The following is a 15,414-nucleotide window of genomic DNA, read 5'->3' as shown; positions in this document are numbered from 1 at the left end:
CTGTCCCCCGAAGCCCCGCGTCAGAGGAAGTCTCGCAGGCTGGCCACGAACCGGTCGAACTGGTCGTGATGCAGCCAGTGGCCGGCGTTCTCGAACTCGATCACCTCGGCATTGCGGAAATGGGCGATGCGCCCGTCGCGGATCGGGTTGCCCGCCCACGAGTCCGCGCCGTTGAGCAGCAGCGTCGGGCAGGTGATCGCCTCCCACAGTTCATGCTTGCGCGCCTGCGAGATGTCGTAGGGGTGCTCGATGTGGACGTAAGGATCGAACTTCCAGGTGAAAGTGCCATCCTCGTTGCGGTTGATGCCGTGAATGGTGAGGTGGCGGGCCTGGATTTCGTTGATGTAGGGGTTCTGCGCCTTCATGCGCGCAATCGCCGCCTCGATCGTGGGATAGCGGCGCGGCAGTCGGCCTGCGGCCTTGCGCTTTTCGGCGATGTAGTCGCGGATGCGACGCGCGAAGGGCACGGCGCGCATGCGCGCTTCCCAGTCGGGCGTGGGAAAGATGCCCTCGATCGCCACCAGCTTCGACACGTCTTCGGGGAACAGCCCGGCATAGCGCAGCGCCACGGCCGCACCCATCGAGTGCGCCACGATCGTCACCGGCGCCAAGCCCAGCTGGTGGATCAGCTGCGCGACGTCGTAGACCATGTCCATCGTGCGGTAATTGCCGTCCGAGGCCCACTCGCTGTCGCCGTGCCCGCGATGGTCGAGCGCGATGACGTGCCAATCCTCGCGCAGCGCCTCGGCGGTCCAGTCCCAGCTGCGGCAATGGTCGCGCCCGCCGTGGATCAGCAGCAGCGGCGGCTTGCCCGCATTGCCCCAGTCCACATAGTGGAGCCGCAGGCGCTGCGAGGTGAAGGTGTTCGAGGTCGGTCCCAGCAGGCTGCTCATGCCCTCACCCTGCCGTTCGCCCCGCGCGATGGCAAGTGCGTCGAAACCTCGGTCATGCGCATTGCGTCCCCTTCCGCCCATCGCCTTGCCAGACGTCGATAGCCTCAGCGCTCCTTGGTGGCATTGAAGGCCAGCTCGGGGTTGCGCTCCTGCTGGTAATTCACGTCCCACGCCGAACGCGCCATGAACACGGCATCGCCGTCCCGGTCGCGCGCGAGGTTCGACATGTTGAACTCGGCAAAGGCCTTGATCGCCTCGGGCGTGCCCTTGAGCCAGCGCGCGGTGTCGAACGGCGAGGGTTCGAGCACGGCCTCGACCTTGTATTCGGCCTCGAGCCGGCTGATCAGCACATCGAGCTGGAGCTGGCCGACCACGCCGACGATCCACTGCGCGCCGATCTCGGGATAGAAAACCTGGATCACGCCCTCTTCCGACAGGTCGTCGAGCGCCTTGCGCAGTTGCTTGGTCTTGGTGGGGTCCTTCAGCACCACGCGGCGCAGGATTTCCGGCGCGAAATTGGGCAGGCCAACGAAACGCACGTCGTTCTTTTCCGATAGGGTGTCGCCCACGCGCAGCGTGCCGTGGTTGGGAATGCCGATGATGTCGCCCGCCTCGGCGGTGTCGGCGATCTCGCGGTCCTGCGCGAAGAACAGGATCGGCGAATGGACCGCGATCGGCTTGCCCAGCCCCGAGGGAACCAGCTTCATGCCGCGCTTGAACGTGCCCGACACCATGCGCATGAATGCGATGCGGTCGCGGTGCTGTGGGTCCATGTTTGCCTGCACCTTGAACACGAAGCCGGTCACGTCGGCGCGGGTCGGGTCGATCGTGCCCTGGTCGCTGGCCTGCGGACGCGGCGGCGGGGCATAGCGGCCGATCGCGTCGATCAGCTCGGCCACGCCGAAATTCTTGAGCGCCGACCCGAAGTAGACCGGCGTCAGGTCGCCATGGCGATAGGCCTGGAGATCGAAGGCCGGATAACCCTCGCGGCCCAGCTCGATCTCCTCGGCGAATTCGTCGGGGATCGCGCCGGCGGCGGCATCGCGCTTGCCCAAGAATTCTCGGCTGTCGCCCTCGGGGCGGGCGATCGTCTCGGTGGCGAAGTCGTAGACGCCCTCGAACACGCCGCCCATGCCGACCGGCCAGCTCATCGGCGCGACGTCGAGCGCCAGCGCGTCGGCCACTTCGTCGAGCGTCTCGAACACCGGGCGGCCTTCACGGTCGACCTTGTTGACGAAGGTGATGATCGGCACCGAACGCAGGCGGCAGACCTCGAACAGCTTGCGCGTCTGCGGCTCGATGCCCTTGGCGGCGTCGATCACCATGATCGCCGAATCGACCGCGGTCAGCGTGCGATAGGTGTCTTCGGAGAAGTCTTCGTGGCCCGGCGTGTCGAGCAGGTTGAAGACGGTGTCGCCCTTCTGGAACGTCATCACCGATGACGTGACCGAGATGCCGCGCTGCTGCTCGATCTTCATCCAGTCGGACCGCGCGCGGCGTGCCGCACCGCGTGCCTTGACCTCGCCCGCCAGGTGGATCGCGCCGCCCTGCAGCAGCAGCTTTTCGGTCAGCGTGGTCTTGCCCGCGTCGGGGTGCGAGATGATGGCGAAGGTACGGCGGTTGAGAGCGGCGGTGGACATGCCGCAGGCCCCTAGGCGCTGCGGGCGGATTCCGCAATGTCGGGGTGGCGCATCGCGGGTACGCGCCGGGCCATGGTCGCCCGCGTTACCGCGGCGGACCGGAACAGTTTGCGCGCCTGGGCAATTACCCGTAGAATTACGGAGCCGTCGGCGCTGCCCGTGCTTGGCGTGACACCGGGGGGAGCCGGACTGCCTTCGCATTTTGCAGGCCCGGCATGTAGTTAAGGCGCCTTGATGTTTCGTTCGATCGTTCGCCGCAGCCAGGCTTTCAATGCCATCGTCGCGCTGGCCATCCTGATCCTTGCCGCAGCGCTGCTCCAGGCGGTCGAAGCCAATCGCAACGGCAACCGCTGGCTGGCACATTCGGCCACTGTCCTGACGACCGCTGGCGACACCCTTGGGCTGGTGCAACAGGCGGAATCGGCATCGCGCGGTTACGCGCTGACACAGAACCCGGCCTTTGCCAAAGGGTTCGACAAGCAGGTGGACATGGCCCGCCGCGCTGCCGGTCGCCTCGTCACGCTGACTGCGGACAACCCGGCGCAGCAAAGCGCAGCCACGGCCCTGCTCCAGCACATCGACCTGCGCCTCGACAGCCTGCAGCGCAACGTCCAGCTTTCGCGCACCGGCAAGTACGAAGCCGCGCGCGAAGCGCTCACCAATGGCACCGATCTTGAGCGCATGGACATCCTGTCCGACAGCGCCGACCGCTTTGTGACCGAGGAACGTCGCCTGCAGGCCGAGCGGATGGCGGCCAGCGAACACCAGTTGCGCACGACGACGCAGATCATGATCGCGGGCGTCGTTGCCCTGCTGGTCCTCGTCGTGCTGATGGCGCTGACCATGGCGCGCAGCATCCGCCAGCCGGTGCGCGTGATCACCGAGACGATGGCGGCGCTCGCCGGCGGGGCACGCAACGCCCGGATCGCCGGCCACCTTGGCTCGAGCGAGTTTGACGAAGTGGCCGCAGGCTACAACCAGATGGCCGACGACCTCGCCCGCGCCGTGGCCGACCAGCGCGAGGGGGCGGACAGCCTGCTCCGCGCCAACCAGGCGCTGCAGACCAGCACGGCCGAGCTGCAGGACCGCAGCGAAGTGATCGAGCTGCTCGGCAGCATGGCGCACCGCATGCAGGCTGCGCGCACCGACGACGAACTCGCCGCGATCCTGGCGATCTTCGTGCCCAAGGTTCTGCCCGGCATGCCCGGCGCACTTTATGCCCACAACAACTCGCGCAACCTGCTGGTGCAGATCGCGACCTGGGGCGGCATGACCGACGACGAGGTCGGCTTCCCGCCCGATCAGTGCTGGGCGCTGCGCCGCGGCCAGAGCCACAGCGTGGGTGAGCCGGGGTCCGACATCCTGTGCGGGCATCTCCACGGCGTTGACGCGCACTATCATTGCGAGCCGCTGCTGGCCGCGGGCGAAGTCATCGGCGTGATCTACCTGCGCGGCGATGTGCTGCCGCAGCGGCGCTTCAGCTTGGCGGTGATGAGCGAGAACATCTCCTCCGCGCTCGTCAACCAGCGCCTGCAGCGGGGCCTGCGCGAACAGACCATCCGCGACCCGCTGACGGGGCTATTCAACCGCCGCTACATGGAAGAGGCGCTGGGCATCGAGATCGCGCGCGTGGCCCGGTCGGGCGGCCCGCTCAGCCTCATCATGTGCGACATCGACCACTTCAAGCGCTTCAACGACGAGTTCGGCCACGACGCCGGCGATGCCGTGCTGAGTGCGGTCGCCAGCGAAATGAGCTCGCGGTTCCGCGATGGCGACGTGGTGTGTCGCTATGGCGGGGAGGAATTCACCATCATCGCACCGGGCACCACCGCCGAACAGATGGGCGCGCGGGCCGAGGTGGTGCGCAAGGCGATCGCCGACCTGCAGGTGCGCGACCGCGGCCGCTCGCTCGGCGCCACGTCGATGTCGTTCGGCATCGCCAGCTGGACGCCGACGATGGACCGCGACGGCAACGCGCTGATCAAGGCCGCCGACGCCGCGCTTTACCAGGCCAAGCGCGAGGGGCGGAACCGCGTGGTGCTCGATACGGCCTCTGCGGCGGACGAGTAGAGCCCCTCCACCACCCGCTGCGCGGGCGGTCCCCCTCCCCGCCTCAAGGCAGGGAGGATGAAATCCTCCCCATCCTCGATGGGGAGGTGGCAGACGCGAAGCGGCTGACGGAGGGGCTCGAACCTGTCTCAGCCCTGCCCGGCACCCCGCAGGCTCACATCCATGCGCAGGCTGCGGCTTTCGCCCGCGGCCAAGAGAATCACGCCGGGCTTGTCAACGAAATCGCCGCTGAACCCATCGGGATCGGCATGGCCGGCCCAGGGCTCGATGCAGATGTAATGCGCGCCCGGCACCTGCCACAGGCCCAGGGTGTCGGTATCAGGGAAGGCCACGTCAATCGCCGGCCCGCCCTCGACGCCATACGTCAGCGCGCGGCTGGCCAGGCCGATCCAGACCACCGCGTCGTCCTCGAACAGCGCCTCGCGCAGCGGCAGCACGCGGCCCTCGACCGGGCTGGCGAAGGTGTCGGGCAGCAGCGTCCCCGCGCCCGGCCGCAGGCGATGGATCGCGCCCGGCTCGGGCTGCGCGAAGACCAGGCGATGCGCATGGCGGTCGCTGCTGCCGGGCAACGGCCAGGCAAAGGCGGGGTGGAAGCCGAAGCTGAACGGCAGCGGCGCCTCGCCCGGGTTCGCAATCGTCGCGGTCATCGCAAGGCGCGTGCCCTCGACCGCGAAGGTCAGTTCCAGCGTAAAGGCGAAGGGATAGACGCCGCGCGTCTCGGCGCTGTCGCTGAGGTGGAACGTGGCCGAGGCGGCGTCATGGGCGACCAGCTCGAACCGCGAGCGGCGCGCGAACCCATGGCGCTGCAGGGTATAGCTTTGCCCGTCATGGCGCAGCGTATCCCCGGCAAGCGAGCCGATGATCGGGAACAGCACCGGGGCATGGCCGGTCCACCAGGCGGGATCGGCATCGGTCATCCACTCCGCGCCGGCAGCGTCGACCAGCGAGGTCAGCTCTGCACCAAGCGGGTTGATCCGGGCGGTCAGCGCACCGGAGGAAATGGCGACGAGGTCATCGGGCGTCGAGGTCATGGCGCCGGGTATGGCCAGCCATGCCGCGCTTCGCAAGTGCGGCATGGCCTTTGGCGGCGCGAGCCGGCGCGGCGCCGGGTCAGTCGAACAGGCTGGAGACCGAGCTTTCGTCAGCGATGCGGCGCACGGCCTCACCGATCAGCGGCGCGATCGTCAGGATGCGGATGCGATCGCAGGTCTTGGTGTCTTCGGTCGGCAGGATCGTGTCGGTGATGACCAGTTCCTTGAGCGCCGAATTGCCGACACGCGCCACCGCCGCGCCCGACAGGACACCGTGCGTGATATAGGCCGCGACGCCCGCCGCGCCGGCATCCATCAGCGCTTGCGCGGCGTTGCACAGCGTGCCGCCCGAATCGATGATGTCGTCGATCAGGATGCACATGCGGCCCTTCACGTCGCCGATGATGTTCATCACCTCGGACTGGCCCGGACGGTCGCGGCGCTTGTCGACGATCGCCAGCGGGGCATTGTCGAGCCGCTTGGCCAGCGCGCGGGCGCGCACCACGCCGCCGACGTCGGGCGAGACGACCATGAGGTCCTGGCCGCCGTAGCGGGTCTGGATGTCCGCCGCCATGACCGGGGCTGCGAACAGGTTGTCGGTCGGGATGTCGAAGAAGCCCTGGATCTGCCCGGCGTGGAGATCCACCGCCAGCACGCGGTCGGCGCCTGCGGTGGTGATGAGGTTGGCCACCAGCTTGGCCGAGATCGGCGTGCGCGGGCCGGGCTTGCGGTCCTGGCGGGCATAGCCGAAGTACGGCACCACTGCGGTGATCCGCTTGGCCGAGGCGCGGCGCAGCGCGTCGATGCAGATCAGCAGTTCGAGCAGGTTATCGTTGGCGGGGAAGCTGGTCGACTGCACCAGGAAGACGTCCTCGCCGCGCACGTTCTCGTGGATTTCCACGAAGACTTCCTCGTCGGCGAAGCGGCGGACCGATGCATCGGTCAGCGGCAGTTCGAGGTAAGCCGCGATGGCGCGGGCGAGCGGCAGGTTGCCGTTGCCGGACATGATCTTCATCGTGTGAACCCTCGATTCCTGGTGGCCTGATCCCTGCCGGTGCCCTTAGCCAAAGATGACAGTTTTGCAACGCCGGAACGCCCACGGTCCGGCGCATTTGCGCGTTCAGACGCACTGCGGCGGGACATCCCGCCCCTTGCCCCGGCCCCGCAAAGCCGCCTAGGGTTGGTGCATGGCCGATACCCTCATCATCACGCTCGCCCAGCTTAACCAGAGTGTTGGCGACCTTGCCGCCAACGCTGCCGCGATGCTCGAGGCACGCCGCCGGGCACCGGACAGCGACCTCGTGGTGTTTCCCGAACTGCAGCTGATCGGCTACCCGCCCGAGGACCTGATCCAGAAGCCCGCACTGATCGAACGCGCGACGGTCGAGCTGGAAGCGCTGGCCGCCGCGACCGCCGATGGCGGCCCGGCGATGCTGGTGGGCTCGGTCTTCGTGCGCGACGGCGCGCTGCACAACGGCGTGGCGCTGCTCGATGGCGGCAAGATCGCCGCCACGCGCTTCAAGTACGAACTGCCCAATTACGGCACCTTCGATGAAAAGCGCTATTTCCTGCCCGGCCCGCTGCCCGAGCCGGTGCAGTTCCGCGGTGTCTCGCTGGGCCTGCCGATCTGCGAGGATATCTGGCACCCCGACGTCTGCCGCCACCTCGCGCAGCAGGGCGCCGATATCTTCGTCTGCGTCAACGGCAGTCCTTACGAGATCGACAAGGACGTTCTGCGCATCGACGGCGTGGCCAAGCGCCGCGCGATCGACACCGGCATCCCCCTCGCCTACGTCAACCGCGTCGGCGGGCAGGACGAGCTGGCCTTCGACGGCGCCAGCTTCGTCGTCGGCCCCGAGGGCGCGCTCTGGGCCCAGTTGCCCGACTGGGACGAGGCCGTGGTCGACACCGTCTGGCGCCGCGTGCCCTCGGGCAATGGCCACCGCTGGCGCTGCGATGCAGGTGAAGTAGCCGAGGTCGCGGAGCATCCCGAGGACATCTACTGCGCCATGGTCGTCGCCCTGCGTGACTATGTGAACCGCAACCGCTTCCCCGGCGTGATCCTGGGCCTGTCGGGGGGGATCGACTCCGCGCTCTGCGCCGCGATCGCGGTCGATGCCCTTGGCGCAGACCGGGTGTGGTGCGTCATGCTGCCCAGCCGCTACACCAGCCAGGAGAGCCTCGAAGACGCCGCGGCCTGCGCACAGATGCTCGGCGTGCGGCTCGACACCGTGCCGATCGGCCCCGCCGTCGACGGCTTTACCACGATGCTGGCGCCGGTCTTCGCGGGCCGCGCACCCGACCTGACCGAGGAAAACCTCCAGTCGCGCATCCGCGGCACCACGCTCATGGCACTGTCGAACAAGTTCGGGCCGATGCTGGTGACCACCGGCAACAAGAGCGAGATGAGCGTCGGCTACGCGACGATCTACGGCGACATGAACGGCGGCTACAATCCGCTCAAGGACGCCTACAAGACCACGGTCTTCGCGCTGTCGCGCTGGCGCAACCAGCGCCGCCCGCGCCTTGGCATGGGGCCGGATGGCGCGGTCATGCCCGAGCGGATCATCACCAAGCCGCCCAGCGCCGAACTGCGCGAGGACCAGAAGGACGAGGATTCGCTGCCGCCCTACGACGTGCTCGACGCCATCCTGCTGGGGCTGGTGGAGCACGAGAAGAGCGTCGCCCAGATCGTCTCCGAAGGCTTCGAGCGTGCAACGGTCGAACGCATCGAACGCCTGCTGCACCTCGCCGAATACAAGCGTCGCCAGGCCCCGCCGGGGGTCAAGCTCGGCCTGCGCAACTTCGGCCGTGACCGCCGCTATCCCATCACCCAGGGCTTCCGCACCGCCTGACCTCGCATCGATCCTCCCTGCCACAAGGCGGGGAGGTGGCAGGCGCACAGCGCCTGACGGAGGGGCCTTTCCCCCTCCCCCACGCGCTGCGCGCGCGGCCCCCCTCCCATCGCATGCAGAGGATCTGTTCAACGGGCACCGAGCTCCCTTCAGCTTGTTGCGAATGATTATCATTGACGCCCCGCCCAGCGCCGCATAGCCTCAATTGCGAATCGATCGCAGGAAAGGTTGCCATGCCCGCTCCCCACGCCCGGCCCGCCGTCCCTCTGGCTCAGGACAATCATGCCGCTATCATCGCCAGCCTGGCGCGGCCGCAGGACGTCCGCGCGCTTTCGCTGACCTCGTTGCACACGGTCATGGCGATGCGGCTCTGCGCATTGTTCGAGCGCGCCGGGCGTGACCCGGTGCCCGATCTGGCGCAGCGCTATCGCAGCGTCGAGGCAGCGGGGGCGATGCACGCCCTGGCCCGCAAGGTCATCCGTGCCTGGCCCGACCCGTTTCTGGTCAATCGCCCGTGCCAGCTGCTCATGACGCCCGACGAGATGACGCTCGCCGCCATGACGCGCCATGCCATTGCCGGCGACCGCCCGGGCTTCGACGCCGCGCTGGCCGGGTTCGTCCGCCCGGAGCGTCACGGCCCGCTGTTCGAGGCCACCCAACACGCGGCCGCGCTGCTGTCAGGACGCAGCGCGTAAACCGCGAGTCCGTTCCGGGCCGGCTCCCCCCAGCCGGCCGCCCCCGTGCTTCGCTCCTGCCCAGGGGTGCGGCCACCGGCCCGGAACGGACGCCTGGTATTCAGACGAAGCCTCTTTCTCAGACCAGGCCGGCGGTCTGCGCCAGCAGCCAGGCGCCGATGCCGACAAAAAGCGCCGCCGCGATCATGCGCACCACGCCCAGCGGCACGCGGCGGATGAGCGCATTGCCCAGGAACACCGCCGGCACGTTAGCCAGCATCATGCCCAGCGTCGTGCCTGCGGTCACCGCGACGGCATCGTGGAAGCGCGCGCCCAGCGCGATCGTTGCAACCTGCGTCTTGTCGCCCATCTCGACGAGGAAGAAGGCGACGACCGTGGTCAGGAAGGCCCCGAAGCGCGCAGGCTTGGCCATGTCCTCGTCGTCGTCGAGCTTGTCGGGTACCAGCGTCCACAAGCCCATGGCGATGAAGCCCGCGGCTATCGCATAGCGGAACCAAAGCCCGTCGAGCAGGTCCGCCGCGACCATGCCGACCAGCGCCGCCAGGAAGTGGTTGACCAGCGTCGCGGCGAGGATGCCCGCGATGATCGGCAGGGGCCGCTTGAACCGCGTGGCAAGGACGATGGCGAGGAGCTGGGTCTTGTCGCCGATTTCCGCCAGCGCGACCACGGCGGTCGAGGTGGTGAAGGCTTCGAAAAGGGGAGCCATGCGAATACGTTCCTGGGCCGGGCGAACCATCGAGACAAACGACAACGAGACGCACGTCGCCCGGCAGGAAGCGACACGTCCGTTGCCATTTGGTCTCGCCCGCAGCGGCCGATCGAACGGCCTGCCTCTGCCCGCGCCATGGTCTCTCGACCAAGCATGTTGACGCCAGGCACCGCGCATCGATCGCGCGGCGGCTACTCCCCAAGTGACGGTCAGGCGGTTAGTCGGCGGCGGCGCCAGATGCAAGGCGTTTGTCGACCGCTGCCAGGATCGCCCGCTTTTCGTCCGCGCCGGCAGTGAACCAGGCGACGATCTCGTCCATGGTCCGGCTGCATCCGGCACACAGCTGCGTGACCGGATCGACGGCGCAGACCCCGGTGCAGGGGCTGGCGGGATGGGCAGGATCGGACATGCCTCCCCTTACCAGCCTTGCGCAGCTGCGCAATTTCCTTGCGCTTTCGCCGCTGCCTCCCTATGTGCAGCGCAGCAGGTGCGATGTGCCCGCCGTTACCGACGGCTGGAGACAGAGGCCCGGGCAAGCGTGAGATCGGCCGCTGATGGCACGATCCGCCCCGGTCAAGCGCATCGTGCCCCACCCGCCTCCCTTATTCACGCAAGGGGTCGCATCGTTCGACCCGTTGCCCCTTCATGCCCGGCCCATCCATGGCCCGGCTTGCGGGAGGCCATTGAAAGCATTGGTATTTCCATGTCCTATTTTTCCGACCTCGGTCTCGCCGAGCCCATCCTGCGCGCGCTCGAGACCAAGGGCTACAACGACCCCACGCCGATCCAGCGCCAGTCGATTCCCGCGTTGCTCGAAGGGCGTGACCTGCTCGGCATCGCCCAGACCGGCACCGGCAAGACCGCGGCCTTCGCGCTGCCCTCGCTGCACCGCCTCGCCGCCGATCCGCAGCCGCGCAAGCCGGCCTCGTGCCGCATGCTCGTGCTCTCGCCGACCCGCGAGCTTGCCGCGCAGATCGCCGACAACATCAAGGGCTATGCCAAGAACCTGCGCCTGACCGTCGATTGCGTGTTCGGCGGCATTCCGATCGGCAAGCAGGCCCGCCGCCTCGTGCCCGGCGTCGACATCCTCGTCGCCACCCCCGGCCGCCTGCTCGACCTGATCGACAACCGCGCGCTGACCATCGGCCGCACCGAGATCTTCGTGCTCGACGAAGCCGACCAGATGATGGACCTGGGCTTCATCCACGCGCTCAAGCGGGTCGCCAACCTGCTTCCGGCCAAGCGCCAGAGCCTGTTCTTCTCGGCCACCATGCCCAAGTCGATCGAGGATCTGGGCAAGCAGTTCATCAAGAACCCCGTCCGCGTCGAGGTCGCCCCGCAGTCGACCACCGCCGAGCGCGTCGACCAGTTCGTGACCTTCGTGAACCAGCCGGAAAAGCAGGCGCTGCTGTCGCTGACCGTGCGCCGCCTGCTCGCTGAAAAGCAGCTCGATCGCGGCATCGTGTTCACCCGTACCAAGCACGGCGCCGACCGCGTGGCCCGCAACCTCGGCGCCGCCGGCATCGATGCACGCGCCATCCACGGCAACAAGAGCCAGGCGCAGCGCACCGCCGCGCTCGAGGCGTTTCGCCAGGGTTCGTGCCCGATCCTCGTGGCGACCGACATCGCCGCGCGCGGCATCGACGTGTCGGGCGTGAGCCACGTGTTCAACTTCGAGCTGCCCAACGTGCCCGAGCAGTACGTCCACCGCATCGGCCGCACCGCGCGTGCGGGCGCCGACGGCGTGGCGATGAGCTTCTGCGCGCCCGACGAGAAGGCGTACCTGCGCGACATCGAGCGCCTGACCAAGGTCAAGCCCGACGTCCTGCCGATCCCCGAGAACTTCCTGGCCGACGCCGCCAAGCTGCCGGCCGCGCCGCGCCGCCCGGCCGACGAGGAATACGGCGAACGCCGCGACCACGGCCGCCGCGATGCCCGCGGGCCCGCCCGCAACGGCGGCGGCAACCGTGGTGGTCAGCCGCGCCGCGATGGTGGCGCGACCGCGCGCGACGGCACAACCCGCGACGCCGCTCCGCGCGGCGATCGTCGTGACGACCGCGCGCCGCGCCGCGATGACCGCGCCCCGCGCCGTGACGAGCGTGCAGCCCAGGGCGAACGCCGCGAACACGCCCCGCGCGACGGCGCCCGCCATGACGGCCCCCGCCATGACGGCCAGCGCCACGACGGGGCCGGTGATCCGGCGGCCCAGCGTCGCTTCCGCCCGCGTGGCCCCAACACCACGGGCCAGCACCGTAACAAGGTGCGCCGCGTCGTCTGACCTGGTCGGGCTTTCAGCCAAAACAGGGGGTGCGTGCCGCGCGGCATGCGCCCCTTTTTTTGACCAGCGCGGCGGTGGTCGATTTTTTCGGGAACCGCCGGGCGCCTTGCGCATTACCGGCGCACGCGCGCGCTGTCCCTTGTTTCGATTGCAGGGCGTCGACACTGGGGGTTCATGCAGTCTACCAATCTTGCCGCGCTGGGTCGTGACGCGCGGATGAACCGCGCCATCCTGTGGCTCCTCTCGATCGGATTCGTCGCGCTGCTGGCTGCGCTGGCCGCAGCGCTGCTGACCCAGCAGCAGATCACTTCCAGCGAGCGCTGGGTTGCCCATACGCTCGAGGTCCAGGCGCGGGTCAGCACGTTCGCCAGCCAGGCCGAGCGCATGGAAACCGCGCGCCGTGGCCGGATCATCAGCAACGACCCATTGTTCGACAAGCTGTTCGCCAAGGCCCGTGCCAACGCACGAACTGACCTCGACACCGTCGCCCGGATTACGCGCGACAATCCGGACCAGCGGCGCAACGTGGGCGCCATGCGCATCCTGATCGACAACTACGATGCGTCGGTCACGGCCGAGGAGACGATGGACCGCGCCGATCTGCGTCTGCGCCGCGACTTCTTCCGTGACCCTGCCGCCATCAATATCCGCGCCATCCGCCGCCTTGCCGACCGCATGGCCGCCGAGGAGCGCGACCTCCTCCGCGACCGCGAGGCGCACCAGAGCGCCAACCTGCGCACCTTCAACCTCGTGCTGCTGGCGACGGCGCTGCTCATCGTCGCCGTGGCCACCACCACGATCCTGCTGGTGCGGCGGACGCTGCGCGACCTGCGCGCCTCACGCGTGGAACTGCGCCTGCTCAACACAGACCTCGAGCGGCTGGTCGATTCGCGCACCGACGAGTTGCAGCGCGCCAATGCCGAGATCCAGCGATTCGCCTATATCGTCAGCCACGACCTGCGTTCGCCGCTGGTCAACGTCATGGGCTTTACCGCCGAGCTCGAGGCGGCGACCAACGTGATCGCCCGCTCGCTCCACGATCCGGCCAAGCCCGGCGAGACGATCCCCTCGCGCGAGGACGTGCGCCTTGCCGTCGAGGAAGACCTTCCCGAGGCGATCGGATTCATCCGCAGCTCGACGCAGAAGATGGACCGGCTGATCAATGCGATCCTGCGCCTCTCGCGCGAGGGGCGCCGCACGCTGGCGCCCGAGACGCTCGATCTGGGCGCGCTGGTGCAATCCATCTCGGACACGGTGCAGCATCGCCTTCACGAGACCGGCACGAGCCTGACGATCGAGTCGCTGCCGACGATCACCAGCGACCGCGTGGCGATCGAGCAGATCTTGTCCAACCTGATCGAGAACGCGCTCAAGTATCTGCAGCCGGGCCGCCCCGGCGAGATCCGGGTCAGCGGCCGGGTCGAGCGCGGCCGCGCGGTCATCGCGGTCAGCGACAACGGCCGCGGCATCGACCCGCGCGACCACGAGCGCATCTTCGACCTGTTCCGGCGCTCGGGCGTGCAGGACCAGCCCGGCGAGGGCATCGGCCTTGCGCATGTCCGTGCGCTTGCCTATCGGCTTGGCGGTGTGATCGAGGTCGTGTCCGAACTGGGCAAGGGCGCTACGTTCCGCGTCAACCTGCCGATCGAATGGAAAGGCGCCGAAGCCAATGGATAATCCCCATGGATAATCATCGTCCCGTCAATATCGTCATGATCGAGGATGACGAAGGCCACGCCCGCCTGATCGAGAAGAACATCCGTCGCGCCGGCATCTCAAACAAGATCCATCACTTCGTCGATGGCACCTCGGCGCTCGCGTTCCTGCTCGATCACGAACACGGTCCCACGCACAACGGTCCGGCGCTGGTGCTGCTCGACCTCAACCTGCCCGACATGAGCGGGATCGACATCCTCGCCAAGATCAAGGGTGAGGAAGGCCCGCTGCGCCGCACGCCGGTGGTGGTGCTGACCACGACCGACGACAAGGTCGAGATCCAGCGCTGCTACGACCTGGGCTGCAACGTCTACATCACCAAGCCCGTCAACTACGAGAGCTTCGCCGACGCGATCCGCCAACTCGGCCTGTTCCTGTCGGTGATCCAGATCCCGAATGTGGAGGAGGCTTGAGCGCCCCTCACCCGCGCATACTCTACATTGACGACGACGAGGGGCTGAGGCGCCTCGTGGCGCGCGTGCTCGCGCGCAAGGGCTACACCGTGACGACGGCCGCCAGCGGCGACGAGGGCCTGGCCTGCGTCAGCGCCAGGGCCGCCGCCGGCGAACCCTTCGATCTCGTCGCCGTCGACCATTACATGCCCGGCCGCGATGGCCTGTCCACGCTCGAAGCGCTGCGGGTGCTGCCCGATTGCCCGCCGGTGGTCTATGTCACCGGGTCCGAGGAAAGCCGCATCGCCGTCGCCGCGCTCAAGGCGGGTGCGCAGGATTACGTGGTCAAGGCGGTCGGCGACGATTTCTTCGACCTTCTTTCCCAGAGCTTCGACCAGGTGCTCGAGGCGGCCGCGCTGCGCCGCGCGCGCGATCGCGCCGAGCAGGACCTGCTGGCCAGCAATGCCCGCCTCGAGGTACTGCTGCGCGAGGTCAATCACCGCGTCGCCAACAACCTTCAGATGGTCATGGCCTTCGTGTCGATGCAGGCACGCAGCGTCGCCGACGAGGCGGCGCGCGACGCGCTTCACCGCGCGCACCAGCGCATCGCCACGATCGCGCAGGTCAACCGCCGCCTCTACACCACCAACGACGTCGAGTTCGTCGCGATCGACGAATACCTCGAGGCCCTGGCCGCCGACATGGGCGAGGCATGGTCGAGCCAGCGCCCGCGTGACGTGCGGGTCTCGGCCGATGCGGTGCGCCTCAAGACCGACCTGGCCGTGACCATCGGCCTTGCCGCCAACGAGCTGATCGGCAACGCCTGCAAGTACGCCTATCCCCCGGATGCCGATGGCGCGGTCGACCTGACCGTGCGCTGCCATGGCCCGCAGGACGACGGCAGCGCGATCCTGACGCTCACGGTCGAGGACAAGGGCTGCGGCATGCCCGCCGATGGCCTCGTCCAGGGCACCGGCCTCGGCACCCGTTTGATCGACGCGCTGACCCGGTCGCGCGGCGCGGTCCTCGCGCATACGCCCGTCCACCCCGGCACCGCCACCCCGGGAACGCGCGCTAGCCTGACCATGACGCTTAGCCCCGACGACTGGAGCGCGACGGCGGAGGACTGAGAGCC

At 68.3% G+C, this 15,414-nt stretch carries 13 protein-coding genes and 1 riboswitch; of the genes, 7 read left to right on the top strand and 6 right to left on the bottom strand.

The annotated features are described in order from the left end of the window. Positions 1 to 20 precede the first annotated feature (20 nt). Together V7Q48_RS12800 and V7Q48_RS12795 are read right to left on the bottom strand one after the other, a co-directional pair. Entirely contained in the window at positions 21 to 893 is an 873-nt protein-coding gene (locus tag V7Q48_RS12800) for an alpha/beta fold hydrolase (protein WP_333838591.1), read from the bottom strand. A gap of 104 nt (positions 894 to 997) precedes the next feature. Further along, positions 998 to 2,533, bottom strand: a complete 1,536-nt coding sequence (locus tag V7Q48_RS12795; RefSeq protein ID WP_333838590.1) for a peptide chain release factor 3 — start codon at positions 2,531 to 2,533, stop codon at positions 998 to 1,000. Between the two features lie 234 nt (positions 2,534 to 2,767). Between V7Q48_RS12795 and V7Q48_RS12790 the strand changes: the two genes are divergently transcribed. Then, positions 2,768 to 4,603, top strand: coding sequence for a sensor domain-containing diguanylate cyclase (locus tag V7Q48_RS12790; RefSeq protein WP_333838589.1), 1,836 nt, complete (start codon positions 2,768 to 2,770; stop codon positions 4,601 to 4,603). A gap of 128 nt (positions 4,604 to 4,731) precedes the next feature. On the opposite strand, the gene V7Q48_RS12785 is transcribed toward V7Q48_RS12790, so the two are convergent. After that, positions 4,732 to 5,634, bottom strand: a complete 903-nt coding sequence (locus V7Q48_RS12785) for an aldose 1-epimerase family protein (protein WP_333838588.1) — start codon at positions 5,632 to 5,634, stop codon at positions 4,732 to 4,734. A 79-nt stretch (positions 5,635 to 5,713) separates the two neighbouring features. Continuing rightward, positions 5,714 to 6,649 (bottom strand): ribose-phosphate pyrophosphokinase, encoded by a 936-nt coding sequence (locus tag V7Q48_RS12780; protein ID WP_333838587.1) that lies wholly within the window; start codon positions 6,647 to 6,649, stop codon positions 5,714 to 5,716. A gap of 172 nt (positions 6,650 to 6,821) precedes the next feature. Here V7Q48_RS12780 and V7Q48_RS12775 point away from each other — a divergent pair, with 172 nt between their 5' ends. Then, a complete protein-coding gene (locus V7Q48_RS12775; RefSeq protein ID WP_333838586.1) occupies positions 6,822 to 8,489 on the top strand; it encodes an NAD+ synthase in 1,668 nt (555 codons plus the stop codon). Between the two features lie 233 nt (positions 8,490 to 8,722). After that, the gene (locus V7Q48_RS12770; RefSeq protein WP_333838585.1) at positions 8,723 to 9,184 is read left to right on the top strand and encodes a hypothetical protein; all 462 of its coding nucleotides are present in this window, start codon (positions 8,723 to 8,725) and stop codon (positions 9,182 to 9,184) included. A 118-nt stretch (positions 9,185 to 9,302) separates the two neighbouring features. On the opposite strand, the gene V7Q48_RS12765 is transcribed toward V7Q48_RS12770, so the two are convergent. Next, positions 9,303 to 9,890 (bottom strand): TMEM165/GDT1 family protein, encoded by a 588-nt coding sequence (locus V7Q48_RS12765; RefSeq protein WP_333838583.1) that lies wholly within the window; start codon positions 9,888 to 9,890, stop codon positions 9,303 to 9,305. 46 nt (positions 9,891 to 9,936) lie between these two features. Further along, positions 9,937 to 10,106, bottom strand: a riboswitch (yybP-ykoY riboswitch). Positions 10,107 to 10,110: 4 nt separating this feature from the next. After that, entirely contained in the window at positions 10,111 to 10,302 is a 192-nt protein-coding gene (locus V7Q48_RS12760; RefSeq protein ID WP_333838582.1) for a DUF1289 domain-containing protein, read from the bottom strand. A gap of 294 nt (positions 10,303 to 10,596) precedes the next feature. Between V7Q48_RS12760 and V7Q48_RS12755 the strand changes: the two genes are divergently transcribed. From V7Q48_RS12755 to V7Q48_RS12740, 4 genes are all read left to right on the top strand, one after another. After that, entirely contained in the window at positions 10,597 to 12,171 is a 1,575-nt protein-coding gene (locus tag V7Q48_RS12755; protein WP_333838581.1) for a DEAD/DEAH box helicase, read from the top strand. A gap of 174 nt (positions 12,172 to 12,345) precedes the next feature. Further along, positions 12,346 to 13,848: a sensor histidine kinase gene (locus tag V7Q48_RS12750; RefSeq protein ID WP_333838579.1), complete on the top strand. Its 1,503-nt coding sequence runs from the start codon at positions 12,346 to 12,348 to the stop codon at positions 13,846 to 13,848. A gap of 5 nt (positions 13,849 to 13,853) precedes the next feature. Continuing rightward, on the top strand, positions 13,854 to 14,300 hold the full coding sequence (locus V7Q48_RS12745; RefSeq protein ID WP_333838578.1) for a response regulator: 447 nt from the start codon (positions 13,854 to 13,856) through the stop codon (positions 14,298 to 14,300). Continuing rightward, a complete protein-coding gene (locus tag V7Q48_RS12740) occupies positions 14,297 to 15,409 on the top strand; it encodes a sensor histidine kinase (RefSeq protein WP_333838576.1) in 1,113 nt (370 codons plus the stop codon). Before V7Q48_RS12745 ends, V7Q48_RS12740 begins: the two co-directional genes overlap by 4 nt. Positions 15,410 to 15,414: the final 5 nt, after the last annotated feature.

The organism is Novosphingobium sp., from assembly GCF_036803765.1.
Classification (GTDB): domain Bacteria; phylum Pseudomonadota; class Alphaproteobacteria; order Sphingomonadales; family Sphingomonadaceae; genus Novosphingobium.
The sequence above is the reverse complement of the archived record's forward strand: the minus strand, read 5'-3'. Positions and strand labels throughout refer to the sequence as shown.